15 protein-coding genes and 1 pseudogene are annotated in these 14,095 nt (G+C 59.1%); 5 read left to right on the forward strand and 11 right to left on the reverse strand.

What is annotated here, in order from left to right; genetic code table 11:
- Nucleotides 1–90: 90 nt before the first annotated feature.
- Nucleotides 91–1,122, forward strand: a complete 1,032-nt coding sequence (locus tag AEQ63_RS22940) for a LacI family DNA-binding transcriptional regulator (protein ID WP_064364942.1) — start codon at nucleotides 91–93, stop codon at nucleotides 1,120–1,122.
- Nucleotides 1,123–1,239: 117 nt separating this feature from the next.
- Here AEQ63_RS22940 and AEQ63_RS22945 read toward each other — a convergent pair whose 3' ends face one another.
- A complete protein-coding gene (locus AEQ63_RS22945) occupies nucleotides 1,240–2,112 on the reverse strand; it encodes a LysR family transcriptional regulator (RefSeq protein WP_064364944.1) in 873 nt (290 codons plus the stop codon).
- Between the two features lie 122 nt (nucleotides 2,113–2,234).
- On the opposite strand from AEQ63_RS22945, the gene AEQ63_RS22950 reads away from it, so the two are divergent.
- Together AEQ63_RS22950 and AEQ63_RS22955 are read left to right on the forward strand one after the other, a co-directional pair.
- Nucleotides 2,235–2,672, forward strand: coding sequence for a PACE efflux transporter (locus tag AEQ63_RS22950; RefSeq protein ID WP_064364946.1), 438 nt, complete (start codon nucleotides 2,235–2,237; stop codon nucleotides 2,670–2,672).
- A 230-nt stretch (nucleotides 2,673–2,902) separates the two neighbouring features.
- Nucleotides 2,903–3,331 carry a hypothetical protein gene (locus AEQ63_RS22955; RefSeq protein ID WP_064364948.1) on the forward strand — a complete coding sequence of 143 codons (429 nt, stop codon included), beginning with the start codon at nucleotides 2,903–2,905 and terminating at the stop codon, nucleotides 3,329–3,331.
- Nucleotides 3,332–3,396: 65 nt separating this feature from the next.
- On the opposite strand, the gene AEQ63_RS29385 is transcribed toward AEQ63_RS22955, so the two are convergent.
- The 6 genes and pseudogenes from AEQ63_RS29385 to AEQ63_RS22980 all read right to left on the reverse strand — a co-directional run bounded on the left by AEQ63_RS29385 (nucleotide 3,397) and on the right by AEQ63_RS22980 (nucleotide 8,814).
- Nucleotides 3,397–3,936 (reverse strand): methyl-accepting chemotaxis protein, encoded by a 540-nt coding sequence (locus tag AEQ63_RS29385; protein ID WP_223259141.1) that lies wholly within the window; start codon nucleotides 3,934–3,936, stop codon nucleotides 3,397–3,399.
- Nucleotides 3,937–3,942: 6 nt separating this feature from the next.
- Nucleotides 3,943–4,716: pseudogene (locus tag AEQ63_RS29390) on the reverse strand (PAS domain-containing protein); the annotation flags it as partial.
- A 563-nt stretch (nucleotides 4,717–5,279) separates the two neighbouring features.
- Entirely contained in the window at nucleotides 5,280–6,293 is a 1,014-nt protein-coding gene (locus tag AEQ63_RS22965) for an ABC transporter substrate-binding protein (RefSeq protein ID WP_064364949.1), read from the reverse strand.
- Nucleotides 6,290–6,817 carry a sigma-70 family RNA polymerase sigma factor gene (locus AEQ63_RS22970; protein ID WP_042607245.1) on the reverse strand — a complete coding sequence of 176 codons (528 nt, stop codon included), beginning with the start codon at nucleotides 6,815–6,817 and terminating at the stop codon, nucleotides 6,290–6,292. Before AEQ63_RS22970 ends, AEQ63_RS22965 begins: the two co-directional genes overlap by 4 nt.
- Nucleotides 6,818–6,940: 123 nt before the next feature.
- On the reverse strand, nucleotides 6,941–7,732 hold the full coding sequence (locus AEQ63_RS22975) for a phosphate/phosphite/phosphonate ABC transporter substrate-binding protein (protein WP_064364952.1): 792 nt from the start codon (nucleotides 7,730–7,732) through the stop codon (nucleotides 6,941–6,943).
- Between the two features lie 140 nt (nucleotides 7,733–7,872).
- On the reverse strand, nucleotides 7,873–8,814 hold the full coding sequence (locus tag AEQ63_RS22980) for a fatty acid desaturase (protein WP_064364954.1): 942 nt from the start codon (nucleotides 8,812–8,814) through the stop codon (nucleotides 7,873–7,875).
- A 323-nt stretch (nucleotides 8,815–9,137) separates the two neighbouring features.
- On the opposite strand from AEQ63_RS22980, the gene AEQ63_RS22985 reads away from it, so the two are divergent.
- Nucleotides 9,138–9,554, forward strand: a complete 417-nt coding sequence (locus AEQ63_RS22985; protein WP_064364955.1) for a GNAT family N-acetyltransferase — start codon at nucleotides 9,138–9,140, stop codon at nucleotides 9,552–9,554.
- Between the two features lie 121 nt (nucleotides 9,555–9,675).
- On the opposite strand, the gene def is transcribed toward AEQ63_RS22985, so the two are convergent.
- The 3 genes from def to AEQ63_RS23000 form a co-directional block, all read right to left on the reverse strand.
- Nucleotides 9,676–10,215, reverse strand: a complete 540-nt coding sequence (gene def / locus AEQ63_RS22990) for a peptide deformylase (RefSeq protein ID WP_042607249.1) — start codon at nucleotides 10,213–10,215, stop codon at nucleotides 9,676–9,678.
- Nucleotides 10,212–11,168, reverse strand: a complete 957-nt coding sequence (locus AEQ63_RS22995; RefSeq protein WP_064364957.1) for a YihY/virulence factor BrkB family protein — start codon at nucleotides 11,166–11,168, stop codon at nucleotides 10,212–10,214. Before AEQ63_RS22995 ends, def begins: the two co-directional genes overlap by 4 nt.
- A gap of 163 nt (nucleotides 11,169–11,331) precedes the next feature.
- Nucleotides 11,332–11,523, reverse strand: a complete 192-nt coding sequence (locus tag AEQ63_RS23000) for a CsbD family protein (RefSeq protein WP_042607250.1) — start codon at nucleotides 11,521–11,523, stop codon at nucleotides 11,332–11,334.
- A 195-nt stretch (nucleotides 11,524–11,718) separates the two neighbouring features.
- On the opposite strand from AEQ63_RS23000, the gene AEQ63_RS23005 reads away from it, so the two are divergent.
- A complete protein-coding gene (locus tag AEQ63_RS23005) occupies nucleotides 11,719–12,096 on the forward strand; it encodes a hypothetical protein (RefSeq protein WP_042607251.1) in 378 nt (125 codons plus the stop codon).
- 265 nt (nucleotides 12,097–12,361) lie between these two features.
- On the opposite strand, the gene fadD1 is transcribed toward AEQ63_RS23005, so the two are convergent.
- Nucleotides 12,362–14,059: a long-chain-fatty-acid--CoA ligase FadD1 gene (gene fadD1 / locus AEQ63_RS23010; protein ID WP_064364959.1), complete on the reverse strand. Its 1,698-nt coding sequence runs from the start codon at nucleotides 14,057–14,059 to the stop codon at nucleotides 12,362–12,364.
- Nucleotides 14,060–14,095: the final 36 nt, after the last annotated feature.

Raw genomic sequence — 14,095 nt, forward strand, 5'->3', positions numbered from 1 at the left:
GCAGATCAGGCAGGACCGCGCTCACGCATTTACAGCTGCATCAGGACAGCGCTACCTTAGTGCCTTGATTTTTGTTTGGCAAGCCGCCCGATGACCTCCCCCAAGAACGATAAAAATACCCGCACCACCGGCCGTCCGACCCTTAACGAAGTAGCCCGCCTGGCCGGCGTCAGCCCGATTACCGCCTCGCGCGCTCTGCGCGGGGTCAGCACGGTGGCCACCGAACTGGTGGAAAAAGTGCAGAAAGCCGCGCTCGAACTCAACTATGTAGTCAACCCCGCCGCCCGCGCGCTGGCCTCGGCGCAGAGCCATTCGGTAGTGGTGCTGGTGCCGTCGCTGTCCAACCTGCTGTTCATCGACACACTGGAAGCCATTCATCGGGTGCTGACGCCCAAAGGCTTCGAAGTGCTGATCGGCAACTTCCACTACTCGCGCGATGAAGAGGAAAACCTGCTGCGCAATTACATGGCTTACCAGCCGCGCGGGTTTCTGCTGACCGGTTTCGATCGCACCGAGAGTTCGCGGCGGATGATCGAGCTCAGCAACATTCCCTGCGTGTACATGATGGAGCTGGAAAGCGCCGCCGGGGTCAATTGCGTGGGTTTTTCGCAGTTGAGCGCCGGTGAAACGGCGGCGGAGCATTTGCTGTCTCGCGGGCGCAAGCGCTTGGCGTATATCGGCGCGCAGCTGGATCAGCGCACGTTGTTGCGTGGTGAGGGTTTCCGCAAGGCACTGCAGAAGGCTGGCCGCTACGACCCGGATCTGGAAGTGCTGACGCCGCGCGCTTCGTCGGTGGGCTTGGGTGGTGAGTTGTTTCTGCAACTGCTGGCGGCGCATCCGGATGTCGATGCGATTTTCTTTGGCAACGATGACCTGGCCCAGGGTGCGCTGCTGGAAGCCTTGCGCAATGGCATCAAAATTCCCGAGCAAGTGGCGATTCTGGGCTTCAACGACCTGCCAATGTCCGAGCACATGGTCCCGCGCCTGAGCAGCATCAACACCCCGCGTGAAGCCATCGGCCGGCGCGCGGCGGAGCAGATGCTGACGTTGATGGCGGGCAACAAAGTAGCGCGGCCGGTGGAGGATATGGGGTTTGAGCTGAAGGTGCGCGAGAGTACCTGAAACTCACGCGATCCCCTGTAGGAGCTGCCGAAGGCTGCGATCTTTTGATTTTGCTTTCAAGAACAAGATCAAAAGATCGCAGCCTTCGGCAGCTCCTACAGGGGTTTTGTGTTGGGCTCAATGGCTGAGCAGGTCGACCAACGCCTGCGCGCCCTTCTGCAATGGCTGGCTCTTGAGCCATACCGCATGCACCGGCAGCACCAGACCATTTTCGATGTTGCGAAAATTCAGCCGTTTCAAGCGTCCGGACTCCAGCCACGGCTGCACCACCGACAGCGGAAAGTTGCCCCAGCCCAATCCCGCCTCGACCATCTCCATCGCCGTTTCGAGGTTATCCGTGCGCCAGTAGGATTCCGCTACCAACGGCCGCGTCTCGCTGATCGGCAAGTCGCGACTGGCGACGATGATCTGCCGCACCTGCACCAGATCTTCGAGAAACACATCTCGCCCTTGCAGCAACGGACTGTCCGCCGCCAGCGTGGCGATCATGCGTTCGCTGCCGACGAACTGAAACCGCTCCAGCGCATTTACGCTCAACCCGGCGAAGGCCAGGCACACGCTGACCCGGCCACTGTGCAACATCGCCAGCACATCATCCTGCGGCGCGGTCAGCACTTCGACGTCGAGCAGCGGATGACGCTCGGCAATCACCTTGATCGCCGCCAGCAAGCGACGTCGATCAAGGTCGGCGACTACGCCGATCGACAACCGGCTTTCCAGCCCCAGCGATAACTCCACCGCGTGCACTTGCAGTTGCTTGAGCTGCTCGGCGATCAGTCGCGCGTGCGGCACCAGCGATTGTGCCATCGCCGTGGGTTGCGGCTCACGGTGACTGCGATCGAACAACGGGTAGCCGAGTTCGGCTTCAAGGTTGGCAATGCCCATGCTCACCGCCGAAGGCACCTTACCCAATTGCCGCGCGGCGGCGGAAAACGAGCCGCGCTCGATCACCGCGAGAAACAATTCGATACTGTCGCTATTGAAATTCAATCTGCCCACCTATCAATAAAACTGAAAGCTACCGACTTTTTCTGTCAGATCTATTGAAGCTATCTTTCGCCGCCTTCGCCAGCCCTGCTGGCCCACAATCGGCAAGAAAGAGGCAAATCTGCATGCAAGGCGTGAAACGCAAACTGGTCTACGTATCGCTCTACGAAGTGATCGGCATGACCTTCTCCGCCCTCGGTCTGGCGTTACTGTCGGGCACATCGCCAGGCAGCACCGGGCCACTGGCGGTGATCATCACCAGCATCGCCGTGACCTGGAATTTCATTTACACCTCGTTGTTCGAGCGCTGGGAAAGCCGCCAGGTCTCGCGCACCCGCACGGTCAAACGGCGCATCGCCCATGCCGTCGGTTTTCAACTGACGCTGATCGTGTTTCTGATTCCGCTGATTGCCTGGTGGATGAACATCAGTCTGGTGCAGGCCTTTGTGCTGGATCTGGCGCTGATCATTTTCATCCCGTGCTACACGTTCGTGTTCAACTGGCTGTTTGACCGGATCTTCGGTTTGCCGGCGTCGGCGCTGCCGGATTCAGCAACAGCATAACGGTACGTCGCACTACTAGCTGGCGTGGGGGAATTACGCATCGCTAACGCCGTTAGCGATAAGCCTCTGCTGAACAGCATCAGGGCCAATCGGCCCCAGACCGTCCGTCTGAAAGGGTACCGCACCTGTAATTTCTGACAGTAGACGCTGAGCCTTGTCTGAAGAACCATGGAACGGGCCATGCACCAGCATGGCTGGCTCTCTGTCAGTCACCATCAAGGAAGGGAATTATGTCTGAAGAACTGAAGAACAAAGCCAAGAACGCCATCGGGCACATCGCTATATATGCCGATGAGCAAGCCCAAGGAGAGGAAAGTCTATCCATCACACGACGTGTATTGTGGTTGGACTCCAAAGGCCTATATATCGCTGGAAATGTAAAGGACGACATCATCTCCCACGGAGCGGATATTTATATCAATGCCGCCATCGTGGCCGGTACTACTTATCTTTTCGAATCACGGCAAAGTGGTGGTAACTACATTCCCAAGGTATGGGAGAAAAGTTCATGGACTGCACAGTCCGCTGGCGGAAAGATCACCATCGATGAGGTCGACGTCGTTAACCAAACTGTAAAAGGCAGTTTTGAGTACACCGCGGAATCACCAGACGGGACAAAAACTGCGAAGGTCCGCGGCAACTTTAATTTGAGACAATAAATAAAAGCCTCGAGCAAGCCGCGTGAAACTGCCCCACCCTGCAGTCGGGGCAGTTGCAGGGTCTGTCAGTTCAATTGCAGGGTTTCATTGAACTGACTGATAGCATCCACCACATGCCGTGAGCCCTGCTGAATTTCCAGAATCACCTCGCCCGCCTCGTTCGCCAGTTCCACGCCCAGCCCGGTGCGGCTCAGGCTAGACTGCATGCTCGACACCGCACTCAGCGACAGGTCATGGTTCTTGCGCACCACGTCGACAATTTCCAGCGTCGCCTGACTGGTTCGCGCGGCTAGGCTGCGTACCTCATCGGCAACTACTGCGAAACCGCGTCCATGCTCACCGGCCCGCGCGGCTTCAATCGCCGCGTTCAGGGCCAGCAGGTTGGTCTGATCGGCGATCCCGCGAATGGTCTGGACGATGGTGCCGATGATGTCCGACTGCTTGCTCACCGCATCGATACTCACCGCTGCCTCATTCAGGTCGCGGGAAATGTCCTGAATGATCTGCACGGTCTGCTGCACCACCTGTGAGCCTTTTTGCGCGCAGGCGTCGTTTTGTACCGAAGTGCTGTGGGCCGATTCCGCAGCATTTTGCAACGTGGTCATCTGCCGGGTGATGTCGCTGGCGAACTTGACCACTTTGTACAAGCGGCCCTTGGCGTCGAACAGCGGGTTATACGAAGCCTCCAGATAAACCATCTGCCCGGACTTGTTCTTGCGTTCGAAGCGGTGCGAGTGATATTCGCCGCGATTGAGCGAAGCCCAGAATGCCTGGTACTGCGCGGATTCGGCTTCGGCACGGTGACAGAACAGGCTGTGGTGCTGGCCGACAATTTCATTGTGCGTGTACTGCATGGTTTGCAGGAAGTTGTCGTTGGCGCTGATGACATGGCCTTCAGGGGTGAACTCGATCACTGCCATGGAACGGCCGATCGCCGCCAGCATGGCTTCTTCTTCATGCTCTTTGTTGATGCGTGCGGTGATGTCCGCCGCAACCTTGATGACACTTCTGACCTGTTTGTCGGGACCGAACACCGGCATGTAACTGGCCTCGAGCCAGATCTCCCGCCCGCTCTTGTTCAAACGCAGAAAAGTCCCGCTGAGGGGTTCACCACGGGCCAGGTCACGCCACAACTTTGCGTAGTCCTCGCTGCGATAAAAGCTTTCTTCGCAGAAGATCCGATGGTGTTTGCCGCGCACTTCATCGGCGCTGTAACCCATGGTCTTGCAGAAGTTCTCGTTGGCGTCGAGGACGATGCCTTCGGGCGTGAACTCGATCATGGCCATCGAGCGGCTGATCGCTTCGATTTTCGCATTGGCCTCGGTCAGCGCACAGCTGAAGCGCTCGATTTCCCGCAGGTCAGCCTTGCGATGTAGGTTGAACATGGTTGTATCACCTTCCGCGCGTTCTTTGATTTGATGAAAGTCCAGGTCCTTCAAGATCCACCACTACGTTCCACAGAACAGGCACACGCCTTCCTCCAAGGGAGGAAGTTGTCAGGTGATAAATGATGATCAATCGGAGGGGTCGTGCAGCGACGCTCTGATCAAGACATCCTTTTCTTGATAGCCCGCATGCGGGCCAGCCCTAACGCGTAGAAGAACTTCCATGTAGGTGACGCTCCTTGTTGGTTCAGTGTCGGTGCCTTGGATCGCGCACTCTGGCAGCATGAATCACGGACCAACCCTGTGCCGCTGTCATGGATGGCATGACGGTCGACATGGTTAGTTACCTGCAAGGATAGCCAGCCTGACGCCGGGCGCAAGGCCACTAGTCGGCCAGTATCTGGCATTTTTTGTACAAGAAACGGTTCAGCGCCGGGAAAAATGTTGCCTGAGCGGACGCTTTCGCGAGCAGGCTCGCTCCCACATGGGAATCGATCCCCCCTGTAGGAGTGAGCCTGCTCGCGATAGCGTTAGTTGCAGCACCACAAAAACATCAGAAAACACTACAAACTTCCCCTGACCTTGGCCGCCACCTCCCCCGGCACCCAAGCTGTCCAGACCTGCGGCTGATCACGCAAAAACGCCTCGGCCACCGCCCGCGGTTGCAGGCGTTTTTCACTCATGCCGGCCAATGTCTGGTTGAGCAGATCAATCGGCAGATCGACTTTCTCAAAGAACGCGACCAGCTCCGGGTACTGCGCCTTGAACGGCGCCGACACGCCAATCGCCAGGCTCGCCGGCATCGAGCGCGTGCCCTGCGGATTCGGGTTGTTGGCATCGGCCAGGGTTTTCCACGCTTCGGCATCGAACGGTGGCTCTTCAAGCTTCACCAGTTTGAAACGCCCGAGCAACGGCGTCGGCGACCAGTAATAGAACAGCACCGGTTTGCCGCGCTTGATCGACGACGCCACCTCGGCATCCAATGCCGCGCCGGAGCCGGTGCGGAAGTTGACGAAGCTGTCGCTCAGACCATACGCCTTGAGCTTCTGGCTGTTGACGATTTCCGAGGTCCAGCCGGTCGGGCTGTTGAGAAAGCGCCCGCGGCCCGGGTCTTCCGGGTCCCGGAACACATCCTTGTAGCGCGGCAGGTCAGCGACCGATTTCAGTTCCGGCGCCAGCGCCTTGATTCCGCGTTCCGGGTCGCCCTTGATCACATATTCCGGGACCCACCAGCCTTCGGTGGCACCTTTGACCGTGTCGCCGAGGCCGAATACCTTGCCCTCGGCGGCAGCCTTGACCCACGCCGGACTGCGCCCGGCCCACTCTTCGCCGATTACCTGAATGTCATTTTTCGCCAATGCCGCCTCCAGGCTGACCGTGCTGCCCGGCAACGTGTCGGTCGGATAGCCGTAGCCTTTTTCGACGATCAAGCGCAGCACTTCGGTGATGAAACTGCCGCTCTCCCACGTGATGTCGCCGAAGTGAATCGGTGCGCTTTTTTCGGCTGCGCAAACAGCCCCGACGCTCAGGCTCAGCGCCAGCAGCGTGCGGCCGAGCAGGGTTTTGATCGATGTCATGCAGACCTCTTTTCTTCCAGGAATTGGTTGGCGCTGTGGCGGTCGCACAGGGCTTGGGAACGCGCCATGTACACGCTCACCGAACGCTGTGAGATGCCCAGTTCGGCGGCGATTTGCGGGTAGGTCAGGCCATCGATACGCGCCAGCAGAAAGGTCGACCGGACCTTGGCCGGCAAGCGATGCAGGCTGCGATCGAGGCGATCGAGAGTTTGCGAGAGCTGAGCGAGGTGTTCAGGCGACGCCGCGACATCGAGGTCGGACTGCTGGCGATGCCGGCGTTGCAGATCCGCACGGCGCCAGTTCTGATAAAGCAGACGTTGCGCGATCGTCGTCAGCAAGGCGCGAGGTTCGCGAATGGCCGTCAGCGCTGGGGCTTCGAGCAGTTGGGCGAAGGTTTCGCCGGCAATGTCTTCCGCGCCGGCCACGTCGCGCGAGTGTCGACGCAGGTAATCACAGAGCCAGCGATAATGCGCGCGGAACAGGCGTTCCACGGTGTCGCGATGGAATTGATCGGCGCCGGACATAGGGGCTCCTGGGCAAGGGTCGCTGAATGTCCGGTGTTCCGGTGGCGCGATCGTAGCAAGGCGCCTTATGCGTTAATAATATTTAAATATTATTTTTATATTCACTTTGGGAATTAGCTCGAGCTAGCGAAGTTGCCCGTAGCCCCGAGCTTCAGCGTCTCGCTGATAGTCGAGCAGCACCTCATAGTCGCTTTCAGTTGCCGGCAGAACTTCAGACAAACCCAAGGTCTGCACTACCTCAGGCAATTCATGCAACGTCTGATTCATCACTTGCAGCAGCCGTTCGACCTGCTCGTCGCTGGCACCGGCAGCCGTGATGAATGGCAGTGTCGGACTCAACGCACTGAGCGCAACCACACGCAATCCGCTGACTTCTTCGGGCGCGTGCCGGGCGATATAAGCGAACGTGACGCTGTCGATCGCGGCCAGGTCGGCGAGGTTTTCCCGCAGCCAGCGCAGGCTCTCGCGGTGGCCGCCACTGATGCCGACACTGGCGAAAAACCGGCCGTCCAGCTGCAGCGGCGCCAGACGCTGGCGCAGCAGGTTCATCCCGCTGTTGGAATCTTCGCTGTTGATCACGCCCCGGCTGTGGCGAAAGTCGCCAAGCGAATAGCGCGGATCAACAGCGCGGCCAAGGATCAGGCTGCAATGCTGGCCGCCGCTGGCCTCAGGCAATTCATAGCGCGGCCGGCCAATGAGACGGACCCGGCCACGCAGCGCTGTCATCAGCGGATAGCCGCAGGTCTGGGTGAGCAGCAGATGCGGCGATAGCCACAGTTCGGGCAGCGTCAGCTTGGTCGCGTCGAGTCGGCTGTGGCCGAGGTGTTCGAGGATGCGCGCCAGCCATTGTTCATTGGCCACGCGGACGGGCTCGGGGGCCGGGTACATCAGCAGTTCGGCGTGGTGTTGGGTCATGCAAATTTCTCCCCGACAACAAATTTCCCCTGTAGGAGTGAGCCTGCTCGCGATAGCGGTGTGTCAGTGACAAACTCAGTGACTGATACGACGCTATCGCGAGCAGGCTCACTCCTACAGGGGATTGTGGTGTTTCTGGATCAGTGAAACGGATGCTCCGGGCTATCAATCGGTTTGAAGCCATGTTGTCGCCACAACTCCCCATACCCCCGCACGACAAACCCGCCACTGCGCGCAATCCACTGCTCGCGGTGCAGCCGGTAGACCTTGGGCAAGTCGTACCACGCCAGCCCCGGCAGGTCGTGATGCACCAGATGAAAATTCAGGTTGAGAAACAACCAGCGCCACGGCCAGCCAGCCTCGTTGAGCACGGTGCGTTGCTCGGCCTGGGCATGCGGTCGATGCTCGTGAAACGAACGGATCATCGCGATCGACAGCGCCGGTACGCTGATCAGCAACAGGTAATGCCACACCGGCAAAATGCTGTAGCGGGCAATGAAACCCAGCATCAATAGAGTAACCACGCCGTGGCTCAGCCACATCAGCCAGGCTTGCGGATCAGCGTTTCGCAAGCGCTGCTGCTCCTCGCGCGCTAACGCCGTCAACGCCAGCGGCGCGCCAATCACGAAGCGTCCTAGCACCGTCTTGTTCAGCCAATGCACGCTGCGCTCGAACACCGAGCCGCCGTGCCAGTTGGCAGAGGTCAGATAGCGACTTTCCGGATCGACGCCCGGCACCGTCAAGTCTTCCTCGCGGTGATGACGCAAATGGCTGTCGCGATACAGCGTGTACGGATACCACACGGCAAACGGGGCGTAGCCGAGGATTTTATTGATGAAGGTCGAGCGGGTCGGATGGCCGTGAAGCAATTCATGCTGCAGCGACAACCACAACACCAGCAGCGGGATCAGCAGCAACGTACTCAAGCCGCGTCCCAGCCAGGCGCTGTTGAGGAGGATGGCGAACCAGCCGGCGTACACACCGATCAGCAACAGCCAGGTCGGCCATTCGCTGCGGGCGGTAAAGCGCTGGCGCAGGTTTTCGATTTGCTGGCGATGTCGGGCGTCGAAATAAAAAGCCATGGCGTTGCTCGGAACGGGAATCGTCCCCTTCTGTGCAACGAGGCGGTGCAATCTTGCAGATTATTTTTCAGATGGCGTGGAAGCCCGAGAGACGGGCTTCCGAAGGGTTTGCTCAATGGCCGAAGATGTCGACTTTCTTGGCTTTCTTTTCTGCGCGTTTTTCAATCGCGGTCTTGGCCGGCTTCTTCTTCGCGGCTTTCTTTGAATCCATACCTTTGGACATGATCGGTACTCCACTCACAGGGATGTGAGATCAGGTATACACCTATCCCGAGCCGCGCGTTCTTTTATAATCGGCGCTTTTCGAACCGACAGTCCGAACCATGCCCGACATCCACTACAGCCAGCTCGACGAACCGTTGTGGCCGCTGATGAACAAGTTCTACCGCAGCCACCAGTCCTCGATGAAAGCCGTGCGCGAGGCGCAACTGTGGGTCGCGCGGCGCGGCGAGATCGTGGCGGCGCTGTGCCTGCGGCAGGTATCGGGCGGCCACTGGCTGACAGGGTTGTTTGTCGATCCGGGGTGTCGGGAACAGGGAATTGCCGGGCAGTTGATTGCGGCGGCGGTTGCTCAGGTGGACGGGCCGGTGTGGCTGTTCTGTCATCCGGATCTGCGCGGATTTTATGAGCGGCGCGGGTTCCGCGTTGATCCGGCCCTGCCGCAGGCGATGGCAGAACGGTTGAGCCGGTATGCGCGGAGCAAGCCGATGATTGCGATGGGGCTCAGCCCTCCAGACTGACGCAGTTCCCTTGTAGGAGTGAGCCTGCTCGCGATAGCGATCTATCAGTCACCGGATTCGTCAATGACAGACCGCTATCGCGAGCAGGCTCACTCCTACAGGGAATTGTAGTGAGTCTGGATCAGTCGTCGGCCATGGGATCAAGATCCGGGAACAGCACTTCGGTAAAGCCGAACTTGCTGAAATCGGTAATCCGCGACGGATACAGCCGGCCGATCAGGTGATCGCATTCATGCTGCACCACTCGCGCATGAAAACCCGAGGCCACGCGCACGATCGGCTCGCCCTTGGGATCAAAGCCCTCGTAGCGAATCTGCTGATAGCGATCCACCGCGCCGCGCAGGCCAGGTACCGACAAGCAGCCTTCAAAACCCTCTTCCATCAGCGGATTCAAAGGCGTGATCAGCGGATTGATCAGGATCGTCTGCGGCACCGCTTCGGCGTCAGGGTAACGCTCGCTGTGCTCGAAGCCGAAGATCACCAGTTGCAGATCGACGCCGATCTGCGGTGCCGCCAGACCCACGCCACCGACGCTTTCCATGGTCTGGAACATGTCATCGATCAACTGCCACAGCTCGGCGCTGTTGAACATCTCCGGCGGTACCGGCGGGGCGATGCGCAGCAGGCGCTCGTCGCCCATTTTCAGAATTTCACGGATCATGGTCGCGCTTCATCGGTGTCCGGCTTGAGCGAATGATCGCGGCCCAGGCCCGAGACGTGTTGTTTGCTGGATTCGTCGGGCTCGCCAGGGGCTTTCTCGCCCTTGTCCTTGCCTTCGGCGGACATGTGCTCGATCACCGCATTCATTTCCGCGCCGAGCAACAACACCGCCGCGGAGATATAGAAATACAGCAAGAGCACGATGATCGCCCCGATGCTGCCATACATCGCGTTGTAGTTGGCGAAGGTTTTCACGTAGAAGGCAAAACCCAGCGAGGCGAGGATCCACACCACCACCGCCAGCACCGAACCGGGTGTGATGAAGCGGAAGTCCTGTTTGACGTCGGGCATCACGTAGTAGATCAGTGCCACCGCGACCATCATCAGAATCACGATCACCGGCCAGCGCGCGATGGTCCACACCGTGACGATGAAATCTTCCAGCCCCACTTGTGCGGCGATCCAGCCCATCACCTGCGGCCCGAGCACCATCAGCGCGGCAGCGATCAGCAGCATGCCGGCAATGCCGACGGTGTAGACAATCGACAGGGGAAAACGCTTCCAGACCGGCCGGCCTTCGACCACGTCGTAAGCGGCGTTCATCGCGCTCATCATCAGGCGCACGCCGGCCGACGCGGTGTACAGGGCAATCACGATACCGATTGAAAGCAGGCCACCCTTGGATTGCTGCAACTGGTCGATCACCGGGTTGACCTGCTCCAGCGCCTGCGGCGGCAGGACCAGTTCGGCTTGCAGGCGCAGCCAGGAGAAGAAGTCCGGCAGATGGAGGAAACCGATCAGGGCAATCAGGAAGAGAATGAACGGAAACAGCGAGAACAGCATCTGGTAGGCCAGTGCCGAGGCGTAGGTCGACATTTCGTCATCGACGAACTCAGTGACCGTGCGCACCATCACCCGGTGCAGGGGCAGACCTTTCATGTCCGGAAATATCATTCGCGTCTCCTTGCGCCGCAAAAGGTTGAAGTCGTGGCGACTCAGGGGCCGTTTTTTACCTCAAGGTAGCCTGTTTGGCGATCCTTCGGCGGATGACCGCAGGGTTCTGATACAAAAACGGCCATCTTTGGATGGCCGCTCGTGTGATTCGTTCAAGGCTCGCTTACGCCTTGTCGACGCCTTTTTTCACAGCGTCCTTGGCGTTGCCGACCGCTTGCTGGGCTTCGCCTTTTTTCTCTTGAACTTTGCCTTCTGCGCGCAGTTTGTCGTTGTCAGTGGCCTTACCGACGCCCTGTTTGACGTTACCGACAGCTTCGTTGGCCATGCCTTTTACTTTATCGCCTGTGCTACTCATGGTGTTTCTCCGTGATGCATATAGGGAAGAAAAGTCATTACGTAACGATTGACCGGTGCGCTTTGCGCCGAGTTTCATTTATTTTTGCGGGGATTTCGTCGCGATGCGCAGGTTGCGCTTTATGTTTGCCGGCGTTGCCCCGAGAATGCTCAGCCTATGGGCGTTGCGCCCCGCACACCGATTCGCAGGAATGTCATGAAGCTCAATAAAACCCAGGCCATCGCCCGTCGCAACCAGCAACTGGGCGGCGCCGTGCTCGGCACCAACAACTGCCACTTCGCCGAACTGAACCGCAACCGCAACATCTGGTGGTTCGACCTGCCGGTGTCGCGTCTGGCGATCGGTCAGTACGAGTGGATTCACTTGCTGCTGCACACCCCGGCCACCGATGAGTTGCTGCACCTGAAAGTGCCGACGGTATTCCTGCGCGAGAAGCTCGAAGGGCTGGTGATTCGCAATGAAGGCAAGCGCAAGGCGGCGCTGAGCCTGGAGCTGAGTGCGGACAAGGATTCGTATCTGCAGGACATGCGTCCGGCGGGGACCAATGTGAATTTTGCGCCGTTTCGTCAGTAGGATTTGTGGCGTCAGCCCTTCCCCTCACCCTAGCCCTCTCCCAGAGGGAGAGGGGACCGAATGGTGGATATTCAAGAGATACGCCGACCTGATCGAGCTTACTGAATCCATAATCGACTCGGTTTTTCAGGTTGATGCTCAACGCCAGACATCTCGATCGGCTCCCTCTCCCTCGGGAGAGGGCTGGGGTGAGGGGCCGCTTCACCGCATGATCAAAGCCCTGCTCTGCACCAACAAAAAGCCCCGCATCTGCGGGGCTTTTTATTTACGCGGCAGATGTGGCCTTGAGCTTCTTCAGCTCTTCATCACGCAACTCGCGGCGCAGGATCTTGCCGACGTTGGTGGTCGGCAACGCATCGCGGAATTCCACCGAACGCGGCACTTTGTAGCCGGTGACGTTGGCGCGCATGTGGTCCATGACCTGTTCTTTGGTCAGGGTCACACCCGGTTTGGCGACAATGAAAATCTTGATCGCCTCACCCGATTTCTCGTCCGGCACACCGATCGCCGCGCACTGCAACACGCCCGGCAAAGTCGCCAGCACGTCTTCCAGTTCGTTCGGATAGACGTTGAAGCCAGACACCAGAATCATGTCCTTCTTGCGATCAACGATGCGCATGTAGCCGTCCGGCTGGATCAGCGCGATGTCACCGGTTTTCAGCCAGCCATCGCTGTCGAGCATTTCATCGGTGGCCTCCTGACGCTGCCAGTAGCCCTTCATGACCTGCGGGCCCTTGACGCACAGTTCACCGATTTCGCCCAGCGGCTGCTCGACACCGGCATCGTCGATGACCTTGCACAGGGTCGACGGCACCGGAATGCCGATGGTGCCGATCTGGATGTGCTGGATCGGGTTGACCGTGGCCACCGGGCTGGTTTCGGTCATGCCGTAGCCTTCGCAGATGGCGCAACCGGTCACGGCTTTCCAGCGCTCGGCCGCGGCCAATTGCAGGGCCATGCCACCGGACAGGGTGACTTTCAGCGCGGAGAAATCCAGCTTGCGGAAACCTTCGTTGTTGCACAGCGCCACGAACAGCGTGTTCAGACCGACGAAACCGCTGAACTTCCACTTCGACAGCTCCTTGACCATCGCCGGCAGGTCGCGCGGGTTGCTGATCAGGATGTTGTGGTTGCCGATCAGCATCATCGCCATGCAGTGAAAGGTGAACGCATAGATGTGGTACAGCGGCAGCGGCGTGATCAGGATCTCGCAGCCTTCGTTGAGGTTGGAGCCCATCAGCGCCTTGCATTGCAGCATGTTGGCGACCAGGTTGCGGTGGGTGAGCATCGCGCCCTTGGCCACGCCGGTGGTGCCGCCGGTGTATTGCAGCACCGCGACATCGCCGCTGTCCGGGTTGGCTTCGGCCACTGGCTGACCGTGGCCCTTGCTCAGCACGTCGTTGAACCTGATGGCTTTGGGCAGGTGATAGGCCGGGACCATTTTCTTCACGTACTTGATGACGCTGTTGATCAGCAGGCGCTTGATCGGCGGCAGCAGGTCGGCGACTTCGGTGACGATGATGTGCTTGACGCCGGTCTTCGGCACCACGGCTTCGGCCAGGTGCGCCATGTTCGCCAGGCACACCAGCGCTTTGGCACCGGAGTCGTTGAATTGGTGTTCCATTTCCCGCGCGGTGTACAGCGGATTGGTGTTGACCACGATCAACCCGGCGCGAATGGCACCGAAGACCGCGACCGGGTATTGCAGGACGTTGGGCAGTTGCACGGCGATTCGATCACCGGGCTGCAAGTCGGTATGCTGTTGCAGATACGCGGCAAAGGCACCGGACAGTTCGTACAGTTCACCGTAGGTGATTGTCTTGCCCAGGTTGCTGAAAGCCGGTTTGTTGGCGAAGCGTTGGCAGGATTGCTTCAACACTGCCTGAATGTTCGGATACTCGTCTGGATTGATCTCGGCTGCGATTCCCGCCGGGTACTTATCCTTCCAAAAGTCTTCGATCATGGAAGCCCACTCCTCAGCAACGCGAATTCTTCACCG

The organism is Pseudomonas sp. RIT-PI-o (assembly GCF_001297215.1).
Classification (GTDB): Bacteria; Pseudomonadota; Gammaproteobacteria; order Pseudomonadales; family Pseudomonadaceae; genus Aquipseudomonas; species Aquipseudomonas moraviensis_A.